This is a genomic window from Arthrobacter sp. ISL-69 (assembly GCF_018613775.1).
Taxonomy (GTDB): domain Bacteria; phylum Actinomycetota; class Actinomycetes; order Actinomycetales; family Micrococcaceae; genus Arthrobacter.
On the sequence record NZ_JAGGPO010000009.1, the window covers coordinates 69,425 to 85,463 of the forward strand.

Genomic DNA, 16,039 nt, shown 5'->3' on the forward strand with positions numbered 1-16,039 from the left:
CGGGCCCCCGCCGAGCGAGGGCCCCGGAAGGTGAGCGTCAGCATACGCTCGGCACCCTAGGCGGTCAATGGCGCCTGAAACGCTGACACCGCAGCGGGCCCAGCCTCCGGCAGATCGCCGTCGTCCTCGTAGGTGCTGGCTCCGGCGAGGTCGCGGCCGGCGATGTAGCCGAACGTGAGGGCGGGGCCCAGGTTGATGCCGCCGGCGGGGTAGTTTCCGCCCATCACGTTAGCCTGGTCGTTGCCTGCCACGTACAGCCCGCCGATCGGCCGGCCGTCGTTGTCCAGCACCCGTGAGCGGCCGTCGGCTTCCAGCCCGGCGAAGGTCCCGAAACTGCCAGGCACCACGCGGACCGCGTAGAACGGTCCCTTGTCGATCGGGCCGAGCGACGGGTTAGGCTGTGTCCCGCCGTCCCCGCCGTACCGGTTGAAGACCGTCTCACCGCGGCCGAAGTCCGGGTCCACGCCGTCGCGGGCGTTGCAGTTGAACTCCTCGACGGTGGCTTTGAGGCCGGCCGGGTCGATGCCGCACTTGGCGGCGAGCTCCTCGATGGTCCGGCCCTTCTTCAGGTAGCCCGACCGGACGTAGGGGAACAGCGGAACCGGCAGCGGCTTGGCCATGCCCAGCGGGAACTTGCGGACAAACCGGCTGTCCGCGATCTGCCAGGACTCTGCGGTGCCGCCCTCGGGGGTGGCCTCCAGCAGCGCGGCAACATAGTCGTAGTAGCCGTTGGCCTCATTGACGAAGCGCCTGCCGTTGGCGAGGACGCCGATGCTGCCAGGCTTGGCGCGGTCCATGATGTGCGGGAAGGTCCCGGTCCGGCCGTTGCGGTACGGCACCAGCGAAACCGGGCACCACGCGGCAGCAGACTTCACATCGGTCTTGAACCGGGCGCCCACGGCCTGGGCGAGGCTGATCCCGTCCCCGCTGGTTTCCTTAGGTGCCAGAGTCCAGTGTTCCCGGCCGGTGGGAGTGTGGGGAAAGAGCTCCTTCCGGCGCGGGATGTCGTTGGGGAAGCCACCTGCGGCGAGCACGACGCCGCGTGCTGCGTTGATCTGCAGCTCGCCTTCCGGGGAGCCGACGACGGCGCCCGTCACCTTGCCGGCAGCATCGGTAAGCAGCCGCCGCGCAGGGGTGGAAACCCGGATGTCCACGCCCAGGTCGTCGGCGGACTTCATCAGGCGCCCGGTCAGGGCCGTGCCGTTGACCAGCTGCATGTTCCGCCGGTGCGTCAGCAGGTCCAGGATGTGGCGGCCCATGCGCCAGCCGGCGTGGAGGATTCCTTTGGGATTTCCCTGTGAGGCGGAGAGGAACTTGGTGAGGTCCGGACCGGCCATGATGCCCATGCCCAGGAAGGACGTCTCGTAGAGCTGGTGGCGCATCTTGTCCCGGAGTTCCGGACGGATCCGGCGGGCATTGATCGGCTTCGGCCCCACCGAGCGGTTGCCGGTGCCCGCGCCCGGTACCTTGCCGTAGATGTCATTGATCCTGGCCCCCGGGACGAACTGCAGGGACGTCTTGTCCTGGAAGAACCCGACCATGTGCGGCACGGCCTCGAGGAAGGCATCCACCTTGTCCGCCTGGTACTGCTCCCCCAGGGTGTGGCGCAGATAGGTGCGGAAGGTTTCCTTGTCCTCGTTCACACCGGCCGCCCGGGCCAGCGGGTTGCCGGGGGTCCAGGCCCAGCCGCCGGACCAGGACGTGGCGCCGCCGCAGACATCCGCCTTCTCCACCACGATGACCCGGAGCCCGTGGTAGGCAGCGGTGACGGCTGCGGACAGCCCGCCGGCGCCGGATCCGACCACCAGGACATCGCAGTCCAGGGCGGGAAGCCGGCGGTCCTGTTCCGGTGTGGAGGCCGGCGCCTTGGTGGAGTTGGTGCTCGCGTTCATGGGGTTCTCCATTGGGGTTCTTCCGGTGTCTCTAGTGTCCGTAGGTGTCTGAATCGAGCCGCGGCGGGGCGCCGGTCTCCAGTGCACTGATGGCCGCCAGCTGGACCGGTGTCAGCTCGAAGCCGAAGACGTCCAGGTTCTGCCGCTGCCGGGCGTCGCTGGCGGATTTCGGCGTGGCGATGCGGCCCTGCTGTACATGCCATCGGAGCACGATCTGCCCGGGCGTCCTGCCCAGTTCCCTGGCCGGCCCGGTGATGGCCGGGCTCGCCATGAAGTCTCCGGTGCGGCCCAGCGGGCTGTACGCACCTGTGGTGATGCCGTGCTTCCGGTGGAACGCGAGCTGTTCGGGCTGGCCGTGGGCGGGGTCCACCTGCACCTGGTTCACCGGCACCGTCAGCCCGGCAGCCAGGACTTGGCGCAGGTGGGAAGGCTTGAAGTTTGAGACACCCCAGGCACGGATGGACCCGTCATCCGCCAGTTGCTTGAGGCCTTCGCAGGCTTCGACGAAGCGGCCCAGCGCGGGGTTGGGCCAGTGGACCAAGAACAGGTCCAGGTAGTCGACGCCCAGCCGCCCCGCGGAGCGCTCAAAGGCGGTGCGGACGCCGTCCCGGTTGTGCCAGTCCTTGTTGAACTTAGTCGTGATGAAGACGTCCTCCCGGGCAATCCCGCTGCGCCGGATGCCCTCGCCGACGGCGTCTTCGTTGCCGTAGTTTTCCGCGGTGTCAATGTGGCGGTAGCCGTTGGCGATGGCGCGGTCCACGGCGTCCGCGGCTTCCTCGCCCACCATCGGCCAGGTGCCCAGCCCGATCAGCGGGGCGCGGACCCCGTTGGTGAGCTCCGCCGTCGTGCTTTCCAGTACTTCGCTCACTTGGCTCCTACTTTCTGGAGGTTGTCCGCTGCCTGCAGCACAGCGTCGGCTGCGGTTTTGAGGGTCCGGGCCCAGCCCAGCTCGCTGAGTTCGGCGACTCGCCGGTCCGACGGCGTTTCCACGCTCACGGGGGTTCCGGCGGGGAAGGCCGCCACCAGTGCGGCGAGATCGAACTCGCCCTCGCCAGGGACGCCGCGCTCTGAGCGGGACTCGGCCACGAGGCCGTCGCGGCCTGCGGGCCGCAGGGCCGGGCCGTCGCACAGCTGCACCAGCGGGACGAGGTCCAAGCTGTCGGCCAGCTGGTCCTGGGTGCCGCCGAAGCGGTTGAAATGCAGCGCGTCCACCACCACCTGGCAGCCGGACCGGCGTGCGAGCGCGGCCGCAGCCGGGATGGAATTTATCGCTTGGTAGGAGATCGGTTCCAGCGTGGGAACAATGCCGAACCCCCGACCGTCTTCCGTCATCCGGGCGAGGGTGTCCGCCAATCGGGAGGCGTCCGCGTCGGCTCCGGCGACGGTCAGCGAACTGGCGCCCAGGGCCTGGCCTGCTGCCATCATCCGCAGCCAGGCCTCGCGCTGCTCGCTGCCGTCCAGGAGCAGGAACTCGATGTCCTTCACCGTCACCCCGGTATCCCTCATCCGCGCCAGCGTTTCCTTCAGCATGGGCGAACCCGGCTGCAGGTTGTAGGCGCGCTCGGCGCCGGTGACCGGCCGGACACGTGCACCGATGAAGTCGAAGCCCGATTCAGCGGCAATGGCCACGAGGTCCGGCGGTGCCGTCCCCACGAGGGAAAGCTGGGCCAGGCCCACCTGGCGGCGTGGGGAGGGTGTCATGAGGCTGCTCCGTTCATGGTGAGTTCGCGGTTTGCGCTGCGGCTGGAGTGGCTGCCGGCGGGCGCGTCGGCGGGCGCACGTTGAGCCAGGGCAGCGGCCACGCGCTGGGCGGCGTCGTAGCCGCTCTTCACGGCGTTGGAGGCTATGGCCGCGCTCTGGTCCACCACCGTTCCGGCGAGGGTCACGGGAACCCCGGCCGCGAGGCCGAGCCCGGCGTCGCGTTCACGGGCTGGCACGGAACCGTCCAGCGGAGCGACGGAACGGGAGACCAGCAGCTCACCGGGGGCGTCCAGCCACTCACCTCCGTCCCGCCCGTCGGGGCCGCCGGCCGAGCTGACGCGGACCCGGGCGCCGTCGTACTCCTCGATGGTGGCGCCGAGGCGGATCCGGACGCGCGGATTGGCTTGGAGCCGGGGCACGGCCAGGATCTTGGCGCGGCGCCCGGATTCGGGTGCGATGACTTCCTGCGGGCCCACCAGCAGCACAGCGGTGCCGCGGTCCGCCAGTGTGTCCGCCACTGTCATGGCCACGGAATCCGCGCCCCAGATGGTCACGGCCTCGGGGATGTCCGCACCGTCCAGAACGCCTGGGTGCGTGGCGAGCCAGTCACGCACGTCCAGGACATTCGGGGACTCATCGCCCGGGAAGCCGGCGGCGGGGCGGAGACCGCCGGTGGCGAGCACGACGGCGTCGGCGCCGGTTTCGCGGACCAGCGCACCGACGTCGCCGGTGTCCACGTGTATCCCCAGCCGGACGTCGATGCCGAGCCGTGCGTTCTCCTCCGCCGACCATTCAGCGAAGCGGTGGAAGTCCGGGGTGGACTTCATCCGCTCGGCCAGGGCGAACTGGCCGCCGGGGCGGGCACCGTCGTCGAGCACGGTCACTTTCGCGCCGGCTTCGGCGAGTTCGCGGGCGGCGGTGAGGCCGGCGGGACCCGCCCCGACCACCACCACACGGGAGCCTTCGCGCACGGCGGGTGTGGGGACGGAGACGCGGGAGCGGCCGACGGCCGGGTTGACGGTGCACGTGACCTGGCCGAGCCCCAGGTTGTCGATGCAGACGTTGCAGGCGATGCACGGGCGGTAGCGCTCGCCGTGCAGCACGCCTCCGATGAAGGCGGGGTCGGCGTGGATGGCGCGGGCCAGGCTGACGAAGTCACAGGTGCCGTCGCCGAGGACCTCTTCGATGATGGCCGGGGAGTTCAGCCGGCCAGCCATACCCAGCGGGAGCCCGAACCGGCGGTACGCCTTGGCATAGCCGGCCAGGATGCCCGGCTTCCATTCGCCGGACTGGACGATCCATTCGCCGGCCTCGTAGCTGCCGGCGGAGATGTCCAGGAAGTCGAGGTGTTCCAGGTGCGCCTTGGCGATGATCTCCAGCTGCTGCTCCGCCGTGATGCCGTCCGCCGGGCCTTCCACCACGGAAACACGCATGCCGATGATGGCATCCGGAGCTGCCCGGCGGACTTCGTCGATCACCAAGTTCATGAAGCGCTCCGGGGCGGCGAACTCGTCCTCGCGGTGGTTGGACAGCGGAGACATGAACTGATGGATGAGGTAGCCGTGGGCGCCGTGGATGTTGATGGCATCGAAGCCGGCGTCCACGGCGCGTCGGGCAGCATGGCCGTACGCCGCCGCAAGGTCCTGGCACTCCGCGGCGGTCAGTTCGCGCGGCACCTCGCCGCCGGCCACTTCACACGGCACCGGCGACGGCGCCAGGTTCTTGAACCCGGACACCGCGGCTTGGGCGGTGCGGCCGCCGTGGTTGAGCTCGACGGCGGCCAGCGCGCCTTCGGCGTGCAGCGCGTCGGTGAGTTTGCGCAGGCCCGGGATCATGACATCGGTGTGCAGGCCCAGCTGGTGGGTGCGGCCCTTGCCGTCAGCGCGGACGTAGGTGGCCTCGGTGGTCACCATGCCCAGGCCGGCCCTGGCCCGCGTGACGAGGTAGTCGATGTACTGCTCGGTGATGTGCCCGTCGGCGGTGCCGTAGTTTCGCTCCATCGGTGCGGAGGCCAGCCGGTTACGGAGGGTCCGCGGGGGGCGGCCGTTGCGGCCCAGGGTGAGGGGGCGGGTGGCGTAGCGGCGTTCCTGAATGCTGTCCTCAGCCATGCCTTAGCCTGCGACTTTCGCGGAGACCCCGGCAGGGACCTGAGCCTCGGCGAAGCGGACAGGCAGCCCGGTACGTGAGGATTCGTAGACCGCCAGAAGGATCCGAAGCGACTTGAGGGCGTCCCTACCGGTGATGGCCGGTTCGCCGTCGGTTTCCAGGGCCTGCACAAAATCCCGTACCTGGCTGGTGTGGTGGGGAATCAGCTGCCTGTTGATCGTTGCGAGATCAACATTCGGCTCCACGCCGTCAGGATGAACGGGGTCCACGACGATCTTTTCGCCGACTGCCCACAGGTCAAGCCGCCCGTCGCTTCCTTCCGGGAACTCCGTCAGTGAGGCCGAGGCGCCGGTTTCACCCGTGACCCGAAGCTGGATTCCCAGGTTGGGTGAGACTGCAGTTAGTGCTTCCAGGGTTGCCATCGCTCCCGAGGTGAAGGTGATGACGGCCGTGGCCGAATCTTCCACCTCTATGTAGTCCCCGTGCCGGTAGGTGTTGACCTTCCCGTAGACCTCGGCGACATCGCCGAGGTACCACTGCAGCAGATCGATCTGGTGGATGGCCTGCGTCATCAGCACGCCGCCGCCGTCGTTGTCCCAGGTGCCCCGCCACGCGTCGCGGGAGTAGTACTCCGGGGCGCGGTGCAGCATCACGGAACACTGGGCCATGATGGCCTGGCCCAGTGTTCCGTCGTCGATAGCGGAACGGATCCGCTGGGCCGCGGGCCAGAAACGCCGCTGGAAAAGCACGCCCAGCTGGACTCCTGCCTCCTCGCACGCGGCGACCATTCGTTCCGCCGCGTCCAGCCTGGTGGCTATCGGCTTTTCGCACAGCACGTGGACTCCGGCGGCCGCCGCCTGCAGCACCACCTCCTCGTGCGTTGGGTGCGGCGTGCAGACCGAAATTATGTCCACGCCGAGGTCCAGCAGCCCGGCCACGGTGTTCACAGCGTTCGGAACATCCCAGGATTCGGCAGTGGCACGGGCCCGGTCCAGGTCGATGTCGCAGACCCCGACGATCCGGACGTTGTCCAGGGCGCCGAAGGCCTCGAGGTGGTTGCGGGAGATGGCGCCGCAGCCGACGATGCCGACGCGGAAAATACGGGTGCTGGCGGATGCTGATGAGGTCACGGGAGGATCAACTTTCTGTGCGTGCATGCGTGCGTGGATGTGCGGGGCGCTAGGCGGGGTGGACGGCGTCGGCAGGCGCTACGCGGGAATACGGCGCTTGCGGGGCAGGCCGAGCTCTTCGAGTGGGGTCTGGTGGGTTTCCCGCGCCGTCGCGATGGCGATGGCGGAGACCGTCAGGCAGACCACCGTGAAGCTGGCCACCGGGATCCAGCCGCCGGGGCCGGGCTGTGCGAGCAGCGTGGCGATGACGGGGGCGAACCCGGTGAGGATAAGCCCCACCTGGCTGCCGATGGCCATCCCCGAGTAGCGGACCGCGGCGGGGAACATCTCGGGGAAGAAGACCGTCCAGACGCCGTTCCAGCAGGAGTAGAACACGGACATGTTCAGGAACCCGAAGACGAAGATCAGCGGCACGTTGTGCTCGCTGATGGCCCAGAAGTAGCCGAACGACGTGACAGCGCAGCCGAGGGCACCCACCAGGAGCACCTTCTTGCGGCCGAACTTGTCAGAAATGATGCCGGCTAGCGGGATCGTGAACATGGACAGGCCGATGGTGATGGCGTTGACACTGAGCATCAGCGTCCGGTCCAGCCCGATGGAGGTTCCCGTGGCGTAGGCCAGGGCGTAGACGGTGAAGGTGGTCTGCATGACGGAGAACAGCATGACGAGGGCGACGCGCAGCACGTCGCGCCACTGGGTTTTCAGCACCTCGGCCGCCGGGATGCCCTTAGGCTTCTTCGATTCCACGGCCTCTTCGAAGACCGGCGGTTCCTCCAGTCGGGTACGGATCCAGTAGGCGACGCCGAGGACCACCACGGAGAGCCAGAACGGGATGCGCCAGCCCCAGCTGAGCAGCTGGTCTTCCGGGAGGGCGGCCAGCGGGATGAAGACGACCGTGGAGAGCACCATGCCGGAGGCGTAGCCGGTCATCACGAAGCTGGTGAAGAACCCACGCCGCCCTTCCGGGGAGTGCTCCATGGTGAGGGTGGACGCACCGGCGGCCTCGGCGCCGGCGGAGAATCCCTGCGCCAGCCGGCCCACCATCAGCAACGCGGTGGCCCAGTAGCCGATCTGGCCGTACGTAGGCAGGAAGCCGATGCCGATGGAGGCGACGCCCATGATCACGAGAGTGATCATCAGGGCCTGTTTGCGTCCGATCTTGTCCCCGAAGTGGCTCATCACGATGCCGCCAAGCGGCCGGGCCAGGTAGCCGACGCCGAACGTGGCCATGGCACCGAGCAGGGCCACGACCGGGTCGCCGCCGGGGAAGAAGATCTTGGGGAAGACCAGGGCCGCGGCTGTTCCGTAGATGAAGAAGTCGTAGTACTCCAGGGTGGAACCCAGGAAGGAGGCCAGGGCTGCCTTCTTGGGCATTTTGGCGGGAAGGGTTTTCGTCCCGTCCAGGACGGCGGCTTGCTGGGTAGCTGCCGTCGGGGGCTGCATTAGCTGTCCCATAGTGTCTCCTCATTGAGTGTCACGGGTTGAATGGTGGTGGCCGGCGCCAGCTCGGAATGGCGTTCCGGTGGGAAGTTTCGAAGCCGCGGCTCTGAAGAAAAACTGTATGAGCGGCGTCACGAACTGCGGCGCAGAATCCCATTCAACGGGATGCAACTAGTTCGCCGTGTCCCGGGTTTTGATGTCCTGGCGGTCCGGCTCCAGCCACGGCCGGGTGCCGTAGGGGCGGCGTTCCGCGCCCATGGTGCGGGACAGGCCGCGGCCGGCCGCTACCAGGACAGGAAGGATGACATGGGGGTTCTCATGCGCCGTGGGAAGCACGACGGCCATGGCACCGATCACACGGTTTCCCTCACCGAAGACCGGCACCGCGTAGGCCGTGTTCTCCGGTACCAGGACCCCGGCCATCCGGACATAGCCCCGCTCCCTGATAAGCGCCAGATGCGCCCGGACCTTGACGGGGTCCGTTTCCGTGTTCGGCGTGGTCTTCTCCAGCGGGCCGGCGAGGAAGCGCTCCTGCACGTGGCGGGGCATGTGCGCCAGCATGGCCATGCCGGATGTCGTGTTGTGGATGTCCAGCCTGCCCGCCACCGCTGCCAGGTTGGTTGCCGTGCCGTGCTGGTCCAGCTGTTCCAGGTACAGCACGCTCCGGGACTCGACATCCGGGATGGACAGGGACACCTGTTCCCGGACGGCGGCGTGGACGCCTTCCAGGAAGGGAAGGCCCCGGCGCCGGAACTCCTCCAAGGGGTTGCTGCGGGAGGCGAGTTCCCACATCTTCATGCCTACGCCGTAGTCCCCGGCCTCGCCTCGGTTCAGGAGCCCGCTGTCCACGAGATCGTTGGCCAGGCGGTGGGCCGTGCTGCTGGACATCCCGGTAATGTGTACCAACTCACGGAGCGTCAGCCTTGGATGGCCCTTGGAGAAGGCGTCCAGGATCTTCACGACGCGCTGGATGACGGACTCCCCCGATGCGGAGTTCGCCATGGTTCCTCCCGGGTTGCCGTCTGCGCCGCTCCTGCCAATATAGCCTTGGCGTGACACACCTGAGCAAGGAACCAGCGGGAGGAACGGCGTGGAGCTGCGGCAGATCGAGGCCTTCCTGGCAGTGGCCGAGGAATTGCACTTTGGCCGCGCCGCCCACCGGCTCCGCATGGCTCAGTCGCCGCTGAGCCAGACCATCAAGAAGCTGGAGAAGAGCCTCGGCACCGCGCTCTTCGAACGCAACACCAGGGCCGTCTCGCTGACCACCGCCGGATTCGCCTTCCTGCCGCACGCCCGGAAGATCCTCGAGGAGTTCGACCTGGCACGGCGGGCTGCCACGGCGGACAGCGGGGAGGTTTATGGCCGGCTCAGCATCGGTTTCTCCGGGGCCCTGAACCACAAGACCCTTCCGCCGCTGACCAGGGCATTGCGCAACCGTTACCCCCGCCTGGAGCTGACTCTCACCGGCGGACTGCTCACCCAGGATGCCCTCGACCAACTGCGCAACGGCTCCCTCGACCTGTCCTTCATCGGGCTTCCGGTGGACGCGCCCTCACTGGCGACCCGGAGCATCGCAGTGGAGCCGCTGGGTGCCATCTTGCCTGAAGACCACCCGCTCGCAGGCCGGGCCGCCATCAGCCTTGCCGAACTGGCAGTGGACGGGTTCATCACCATGCCGGCCGCGCAGGGATCCACCCTGCGGGAGGCCATCTTTTCGGCCTGCACGGCGGCCGGCTTCCGGCCCCGCGTGGTTCAGGAAGTCTCCGACCCCTACACCGCACTGTCCCTCGTGGCCGGCGGCGTGGGGGTCAGCCTCATGCCCGACTCAGTTGCCGGCATCATGCCGGGCGGCACGGTGTTCCTCCCGCTCTCGGGTGCGGCACCGCTGCTGGATTCGGGCATCGCGTGGAACCCCGCCCTCATCTCGCCGGCCTTGAAGCTGGCCCTTGAACTCGCCGACACCGTCCTCCCGACGCCCGGGCGCTGACCCCGCACCCACCCTGCAGACTATGTGCCATTCGCACATAGTCGTTGACCAAGTAAGTATTGGACTTGTCTCAATTCAAATTCCACCATGGGAGTGACATCAAACGTGTGACCGGCCTGCAAGAGGGCCGCCGCATCACCGCTCAATGAAGAGGAAACGTTCCCCATGGCAACTTTCGCCGTCACCTACACTTATGCCGACGCCACCGCCGCCGGCCGCGACGAGCGCCGTCCGCGGCACGTTGAGTTCCTGAAGTCCCAGTACGACGGCGGTCGGTTGATCACGAGCGGTCCGTTCGGCCCCGGCGAAACCCCCGGCGCCCTGCTGATCGTCAAGGGCGATTCCAAAACCGACGTCGAGGCCCTGATGAACCAGGACCCGTTCTTCATCAACAAGCTCGTCGCAGTGCGGAACATCCGGCAATGGAACATCGTCTTTGGCGCGGAACCAGCCGGCGCGGACGTGGCCAACGCCGTCCGGAACTAAGGCGGCCGCACCATGTTGACCGCACGGACCGTCGCCAAGGAAACCATCCGCTACGAGGAGGTGGCCGAACCCGGCCTGGACGCGGGGCGCGCCCTGGTCCGCGTCCACAACGTCACCCTTTGCGGCACCGACCTGCACATCTGGGAGGACGACTACCCGGCCGGACTCCCGGTGGTCCAGGGCCACGAGTTCTCCGGCGTGGTCGAAGCCATCGGCAACAACGTGTCCGGCGTCCGCGCCGGGGACAGGGTTGCCGTCAGCCCCATGACCTATTGCGGGGCGTGCCAGCCGTGCCGCTCTGGCCGGTTCAACGTCTGCCGGAACATCAGCTGCATTGGCTGCTATTCCGACGGCGCCCTGGTGGAACTGCTCAGTGTCCCGGTGGACAAACTGTGCCTGGTTCCCGATGGCCTGGCCCTGGACCTCGCCGCCATGGCCGAACCGGCATCGATCGCCATGCAGGCCGTCAACCGGGGCCGCCCTGCGGCAGGTGAAACCGCCCTGGTCCTGGGCAGCGGCCCTATCGGACTGCTCGCAACGCTCTACCTGACCGACCTGGGCGTGAACGTGGTCTGCGCAGACACCGAAGCTGACCGGCTCGAACTGGCAACGGCTTTCGGCGCAGTGGACACGCTGCTGGTTGAACCTGCCGCCGGCTTCCCGGACGCTGAACAGGCAGCGCGGCTGGATCAGCTCACCGAGGGTTACGGCCCCGGCCTTGTGCTCGAGGCCACCGGCGCACCGTCCTCGCTTGAGAACGCCATCCGGCTCGTGGCCAGCGCAGGCCGCATCGTCCAAGTGGGGATCTCGGCACGCTCGGCCACCGTGTCCATGAAGGACATTCCGTTCAAGGAACTGGACCTGATGGGCAGCCGCAACAGCCTCAACCTCATCCCGGACGGGCTGGCACTCCTGGCCCGCAATCCGGACCAGGCCCGCGCCCTCCTGACCCACCGCTTCGCCTTCGAGGAGCTGCAGCAGGCGTACGGGCTGATGCGCAACCGCACGGAGAAGGTGGGCAAGATCCTCATCGAAATGCCGGCCGCCCGGGCCCGCGCCCGCGAGGGATCAATCAGCGAATCTGCCGTCGGATCAGCGCTTTCCGGAGCCTCGGCATGAGCAACGGCCCGAACGCGCACAGAGTCCTCACGCCGGTGGCGCAGCTGGCCGCGGCATATGACGTGGTGGTGGTAGGCAGCGGCGCCGCCGGCCTGGTGGCGGCAGTGCGTGCGGCGGACGCCGGGCTGAGCGTCCTGGTGGCCGAGAAAGCCGCCCAGCTGGGCGGCACCACCGCCGCCGGCGGCGGGGTGATGTGGGCTCCGAACAACCATCTGGCCGGTGGGGCCGGTTTCAGCGACAGCCACGACCGCGCCGTCGCTTACCTCACGGAGGCAGCCGGGCACGTCCTGTCAGCGGAGGAAATCGACTGGTACGTCCGCACCGCGCCGCGCGCCGTCGAATACCTGACCGGCAAAACCCGGGTGTCCATGACCCCGATCGCCCGCCCGGATTACCACCTGGAGTGGACCGGAGCAGCCGACGGCGGACGCGGCCTGGACAACAACGCCTTTGATCCGTCGGACTACCCGGGCCTGGCGGAGGCCATCCGGCCGTCGTCGTACTTTCCGCTCCTGACCATGACCGAACGGGACGGGCTCAACGGCCGTGCCGCCGATCCTGAACTGCTCGCCCGCAGGGCAGCCACCGGCGTCCGGACGATGGGCGGGGCCCTGGTGGGCCGGCTGCTCGCGAGCGCCCTGGACCGGGGCGTCCACATCGCTGCCGAAGCACCTGCGGAGGACCTGGTCCGCACCGATAGCGGCTGGACGGTGATTCTGGGAGGAGAGCCGACGCCGGGAGGTGCGCAGGACGGCGAGGGAACCAGACGCCCGACCCCCGCCGGCAGGAAAGTGGAGGCGGCCGCCGTCGTACTGGCCTCCGGCGGGTTCGAATGGAATCCCCGCTTGTGCACGGCGTTCCTTGCGTTTCCCGTGACGCCCATCAGTGCCCCGTCCAACGAAGGCGACGGGCTGGAACTGGGTCTCAAGAACGGGGCGGCGGTGGCGGATATGACGGCCATCTGGGGCGTCCCGGTGATCTCCGCGCCCGGGCAACAGTACGACGGACGGCAGTCCGGCCGGATGGGCAACGTGGAGATGACCCTGCCGGGTTCCATCCTGGTGAACGCCGCCGGTAGGCGGTTCGTCAACGAGGCACTGAATTACCACGACGCCTGCCGCGTGTTCGCGTCCGTGGACCCGCACACCGGGCGGCAGCAGAACAACCCGGCATGGCTGGTGTTCGACGCCGCCTACCTGTCCAAGTACCCCGTGGCCGGCTCAACTCCCGGGTCACCGGCGGAATGGATGACCTCCGCCGGGACCGTGGAGGAACTTGCCGGAAAGCTCGGGATCAGCCCGGCCGGGCTCAGTGAAACCGTGGCGAGGTTCAACACAGATGCTGCTGCGGGCGTCGATACCGAGTTCCACCGCGGGGCAACTCCCCAGGACCGCTTCCTGGGCGATTCGGGCAACACCCCCAACCCCTGCTTGGCTCCCCTCGCCATCGGGCCGTTCTACGCTGCGCCGGTTTCGGCAGGGGTCCTTGGCACCTCAGGTGGCCTTGAAACCGACTTCGACGGACGGGTCCTGGACCGCCACCGGCGGCCGATCCCCGGGCTGTACGCCGCGGGTAACGTCTCGGCCAGCGTGTTCCGTAACAACTACCCCGGCGGCGGCGCCACGCTGGGCTCGGCCATCACACGCGCCTTCGCTGTGGGCGAGCACCTGGCGAAGCGCTAGGCGCACCGGACAACACCAGGGCAAGGGGCCGACAGCGGGAAATGACCGCCGTCGGCCCCTTGCTTTTAACTCCAGACCGGCCCGGGGGTGTGATGCAGCACACACGGCAAATTCCACCGAAATGATTGCCATGCGGCCAGGCGGTCCGCCACACTAAGGGTGGATCCGCAGGAACGGCAAACGTTCCCGGTCCCTCCGCCGGACGCATCGCGCCGGCCCCGCCCCATCACGGAATGCCGGGCACCTTCGAATCACTTCCAGCCGTCGCCGGCATTTCTTTGCCCCACCCGATTTCCCTTCCGGAAACAGCCCTCACCAAAATCACCCCAGACGCCCCTGCCCCTTCACCGCGAAAGAGAGCACCCCATGATCAAGCACCACTCCGACATCCTCCTCGAGATCATTGCCCATGATCCCGCCACCATCGAAAACGACCTCAACAGTGCCGTGGACATCGCCCTCCGGCACGCCATGCAGGAGCGCCGTCACGGCGTGCTGGTCACCCAGACCGGCTTCAGCACCTACACCGTGGCCGTGAGCCGCGACGTCCCCTACGGCGAAACCCGGGAAATGCGGCAATGGGCGTCCATGGCGTAGGGACACGCCGCAGGCCTGCACCTATACGCACCTGCGGCCCGGCTGTAGCGTGGAGCGGTAAGGCCGCCTAGAACGGTCCGGCGCTTGGAGCAGGCCGGACAGATCCGACACCGCAAGATCAGGAGCAGTCCATGAGCACGGAACACAACGAGCCCGAAGACATCGTGAGCGACGGAGTCGAGGACAAAACAAGCCCGCTGCCGAAGGACAAACCGGCGGACCGGGCCCCCGGCCGCCACGCCGCCTCCGGACCCGCTGATGGCGGCCCCGCCGGGGCGGGCGGCACCAAACCCCCGGGACCGGCCGAGGAGCAGAACAGCGAAACCGGAGACAACCGGGGCCTCACCACGGACCCCAGCTCCAGCGACTGAACAGGAACCCAGGAACTTAAGCAAAGGAGAGGGGCCCGACGGCGGCAAATGCCGCCGTCGGGCCCCTCTCCTTTTGCGTGCTCCGGTTTTGTGGGCCCCGGCTTGTGGGTGGCGCGGCTTAGGCCGTTTGGCCCGCGTGCTCGCCTTCCTCGATCTCTTCGAGCAGTTTGTCGTTGAAGGCCTTGAGGTCGCCGGGGTGCCTGCTGGTCACGAAGCCCTGGTCCACCACCACTTCCTCGTCACGCCAGTCCGCGCCTGCGTTCTTCAGGTCGGTCTGGAGCGTGTGGTACGAGGTCAGCTTGCGGCCGCGGACCACACCGGCGTCGATGAGGAGCCACGGCCCGTGGCAGATGGAGGCCACCGGCTTGTGCTGTTCAAAGAAGCTGCGGGCGAAGGCTTGGGCGTCCTTGTCCACGCGCAGGTGGTCGGCGTTGACCACACCGCCGGGGATCACCAGTGCATGGAAATCGGAGGCGTTGGCCTCAGCCACGGTGATGTCGACCTCGAACTTCTCGCCCTTTTCGGTGCCGTCGTAGCCCTGCAGCTTCCCGGCCTTGGGCGCCACCAGGGTGGGCTCGCCGCCGGCTTCCTTCACGGCGTTCCAGGGGCTGGTCAGCTCCACCTGCTCCACGCCGTCGGTCAGCAGGAACGCCACCTTCTTGCCTGCGATATTGTGCGCTGACATATGTCCTCCTCGTGCCGGGTGCCTTACGGGTTTAACACTAGGAACCCTGGAAATAATAAGCAAGCTGATAATCCTGCTGCCCCGGACAAACCGTGCTAGCACGGAAGTCACGGGCACGACGCCGCGCGCACCATGGAAACACCGGACCAGGAGAGCACTCCGGTACCGGAAACACCCACCCCAATAGGAGCAAGAAGTCATGTCCATGACCGCAGGAACAAAGAAGTCCCGTCCTTCCCGCGCGAAGATCGCGCTCGTCTCAGCAATGACGCTGGGACTTGCCGCGGGTGGCGTCGCCCTGGCCGCACCGGCCCAGGCCGCCGCCACCAACTATGCCTGCACCGTGGTGCCGCTGAAGCCCATCTTTGCAGGCTTCAACTCGTCCGGCACAAAACTGGTGGACTACCGGATCAACGTCTACTGCGCAGCCAACCGTTCCGTCTACATCGAGCAGCAGCGCTGGGAGAGCGACGACTGGCCCAACGGTGACGACCATCTCGGCAACTCGTCCTTCAGCCGCTATCTCGGCCCCACCAACGGCTGGCAGACCATCCACAATGTCCGCACCCTGACCAACACTGAAATCGGCAACGAGGAGGTTTACCACAAGGTCCGCCACCAGGAAGGTGCCAGCGGTGTCTGGTCGCCGTTCACCGGCTGGACCGGCAGCGGCACGACCTCAATGTCCAACTAGCAGGATGTCCGGCTAGGAGACTGCTGAAATAATCGCTGGGTTAGGCGCGTCGGCTGGACTGGTGGGGCTGGTGGTTAAGACTGGTCTTATGCAGGGACGCGAGGACGCTCAACGCGGGTATTTGGATGTGGAGGCGCTGGCCGGGGATA

General features: G+C 67.7%; 15 protein-coding genes. 7 read left to right on the forward strand and 8 right to left on the reverse strand.

Going from position 1 to position 16,039, the window contains the following annotated elements:
* Positions 1-56 precede the first annotated feature (56 nt).
* From J7I79_RS05295 to J7I79_RS05325, 7 genes are all read right to left on the reverse strand, one after another.
* Complete coding sequence (locus tag J7I79_RS05295) at positions 57-1,892, reverse strand: FAD-dependent oxidoreductase (RefSeq protein ID WP_214951124.1); 1,836 nt, start codon at positions 1,890-1,892, stop codon at positions 57-59.
* Positions 1,893-1,923: 31 nt separating this feature from the next.
* Positions 1,924-2,760: an aldo/keto reductase gene (locus J7I79_RS05300; protein WP_311380522.1), complete on the reverse strand. Its 837-nt coding sequence runs from the start codon at positions 2,758-2,760 to the stop codon at positions 1,924-1,926.
* On the reverse strand, positions 2,757-3,593 hold the full coding sequence (locus J7I79_RS05305; RefSeq protein WP_214951126.1) for a sugar phosphate isomerase/epimerase: 837 nt from the start codon (positions 3,591-3,593) through the stop codon (positions 2,757-2,759). The genes J7I79_RS05300 and J7I79_RS05305 overlap by 4 nt, the downstream gene beginning before the upstream one ends.
* Positions 3,590-5,701: an FAD-dependent oxidoreductase gene (locus J7I79_RS05310; protein WP_214951128.1), complete on the reverse strand. Its 2,112-nt coding sequence runs from the start codon at positions 5,699-5,701 to the stop codon at positions 3,590-3,592. The genes J7I79_RS05305 and J7I79_RS05310 overlap by 4 nt, the downstream gene beginning before the upstream one ends.
* 3 nt (positions 5,702-5,704) lie before the next feature.
* On the reverse strand, positions 5,705-6,829 hold the full coding sequence (locus J7I79_RS05315) for a Gfo/Idh/MocA family oxidoreductase (RefSeq protein WP_311380523.1): 1,125 nt from the start codon (positions 6,827-6,829) through the stop codon (positions 5,705-5,707).
* Positions 6,830-6,907: 78 nt separating this feature from the next.
* Complete coding sequence (locus tag J7I79_RS05320; protein WP_214951134.1) at positions 6,908-8,284, reverse strand: MFS transporter; 1,377 nt, start codon at positions 8,282-8,284, stop codon at positions 6,908-6,910.
* A 156-nt stretch (positions 8,285-8,440) separates the two neighbouring features.
* Positions 8,441-9,271, reverse strand: coding sequence for an IclR family transcriptional regulator (locus J7I79_RS05325; protein ID WP_214951136.1), 831 nt, complete (start codon positions 9,269-9,271; stop codon positions 8,441-8,443).
* An 88-nt stretch (positions 9,272-9,359) separates the two neighbouring features.
* Here J7I79_RS05325 and J7I79_RS05330 point away from each other — a divergent pair, with 88 nt between their 5' ends.
* The 6 genes from J7I79_RS05330 (at position 9,360) to J7I79_RS05355 (ending at position 14,511) form a co-directional block, all read left to right on the forward strand.
* Complete coding sequence (locus J7I79_RS05330; protein WP_214951138.1) at positions 9,360-10,256, forward strand: LysR family transcriptional regulator; 897 nt, start codon at positions 9,360-9,362, stop codon at positions 10,254-10,256.
* Between the two features lie 165 nt (positions 10,257-10,421).
* On the forward strand, positions 10,422-10,742 hold the full coding sequence (locus J7I79_RS05335) for a YciI family protein (RefSeq protein WP_214951140.1): 321 nt from the start codon (positions 10,422-10,424) through the stop codon (positions 10,740-10,742).
* Positions 10,743-10,754: 12 nt separating this feature from the next.
* Complete coding sequence (locus tag J7I79_RS05340) at positions 10,755-11,861, forward strand: alcohol dehydrogenase catalytic domain-containing protein (protein WP_214951142.1); 1,107 nt, start codon at positions 10,755-10,757, stop codon at positions 11,859-11,861.
* On the forward strand, positions 11,858-13,543 hold the full coding sequence (locus J7I79_RS05345) for an FAD-dependent oxidoreductase (protein ID WP_214951143.1): 1,686 nt from the start codon (positions 11,858-11,860) through the stop codon (positions 13,541-13,543). Before J7I79_RS05340 ends, J7I79_RS05345 begins: the two co-directional genes overlap by 4 nt.
* A 366-nt stretch (positions 13,544-13,909) precedes the next feature.
* Positions 13,910-14,140 (forward strand): hypothetical protein, encoded by a 231-nt coding sequence (locus J7I79_RS05350; RefSeq protein ID WP_104175039.1) that lies wholly within the window; start codon positions 13,910-13,912, stop codon positions 14,138-14,140.
* Positions 14,141-14,271: 131 nt separating this feature from the next.
* Positions 14,272-14,511 carry a hypothetical protein gene (locus tag J7I79_RS05355; RefSeq protein ID WP_214951145.1) on the forward strand — a complete coding sequence of 80 codons (240 nt, stop codon included), beginning with the start codon at positions 14,272-14,274 and terminating at the stop codon, positions 14,509-14,511.
* A 118-nt stretch (positions 14,512-14,629) separates the two neighbouring features.
* Here the strand turns inward: J7I79_RS05355 and J7I79_RS05360 are convergent, their stop codons facing one another.
* The gene (locus tag J7I79_RS05360; RefSeq protein ID WP_214951147.1) at positions 14,630-15,196 is read right to left on the reverse strand and encodes a type 1 glutamine amidotransferase domain-containing protein; all 567 of its coding nucleotides are present in this window, start codon (positions 15,194-15,196) and stop codon (positions 14,630-14,632) included.
* Positions 15,197-15,401: 205 nt separating this feature from the next.
* Here J7I79_RS05360 and J7I79_RS05365 point away from each other — a divergent pair, with 205 nt between their 5' ends.
* Positions 15,402-15,890, forward strand: a complete 489-nt coding sequence (locus J7I79_RS05365; RefSeq protein WP_251042414.1) for a hypothetical protein — start codon at positions 15,402-15,404, stop codon at positions 15,888-15,890.
* Positions 15,891-16,039: the final 149 nt, after the last annotated feature.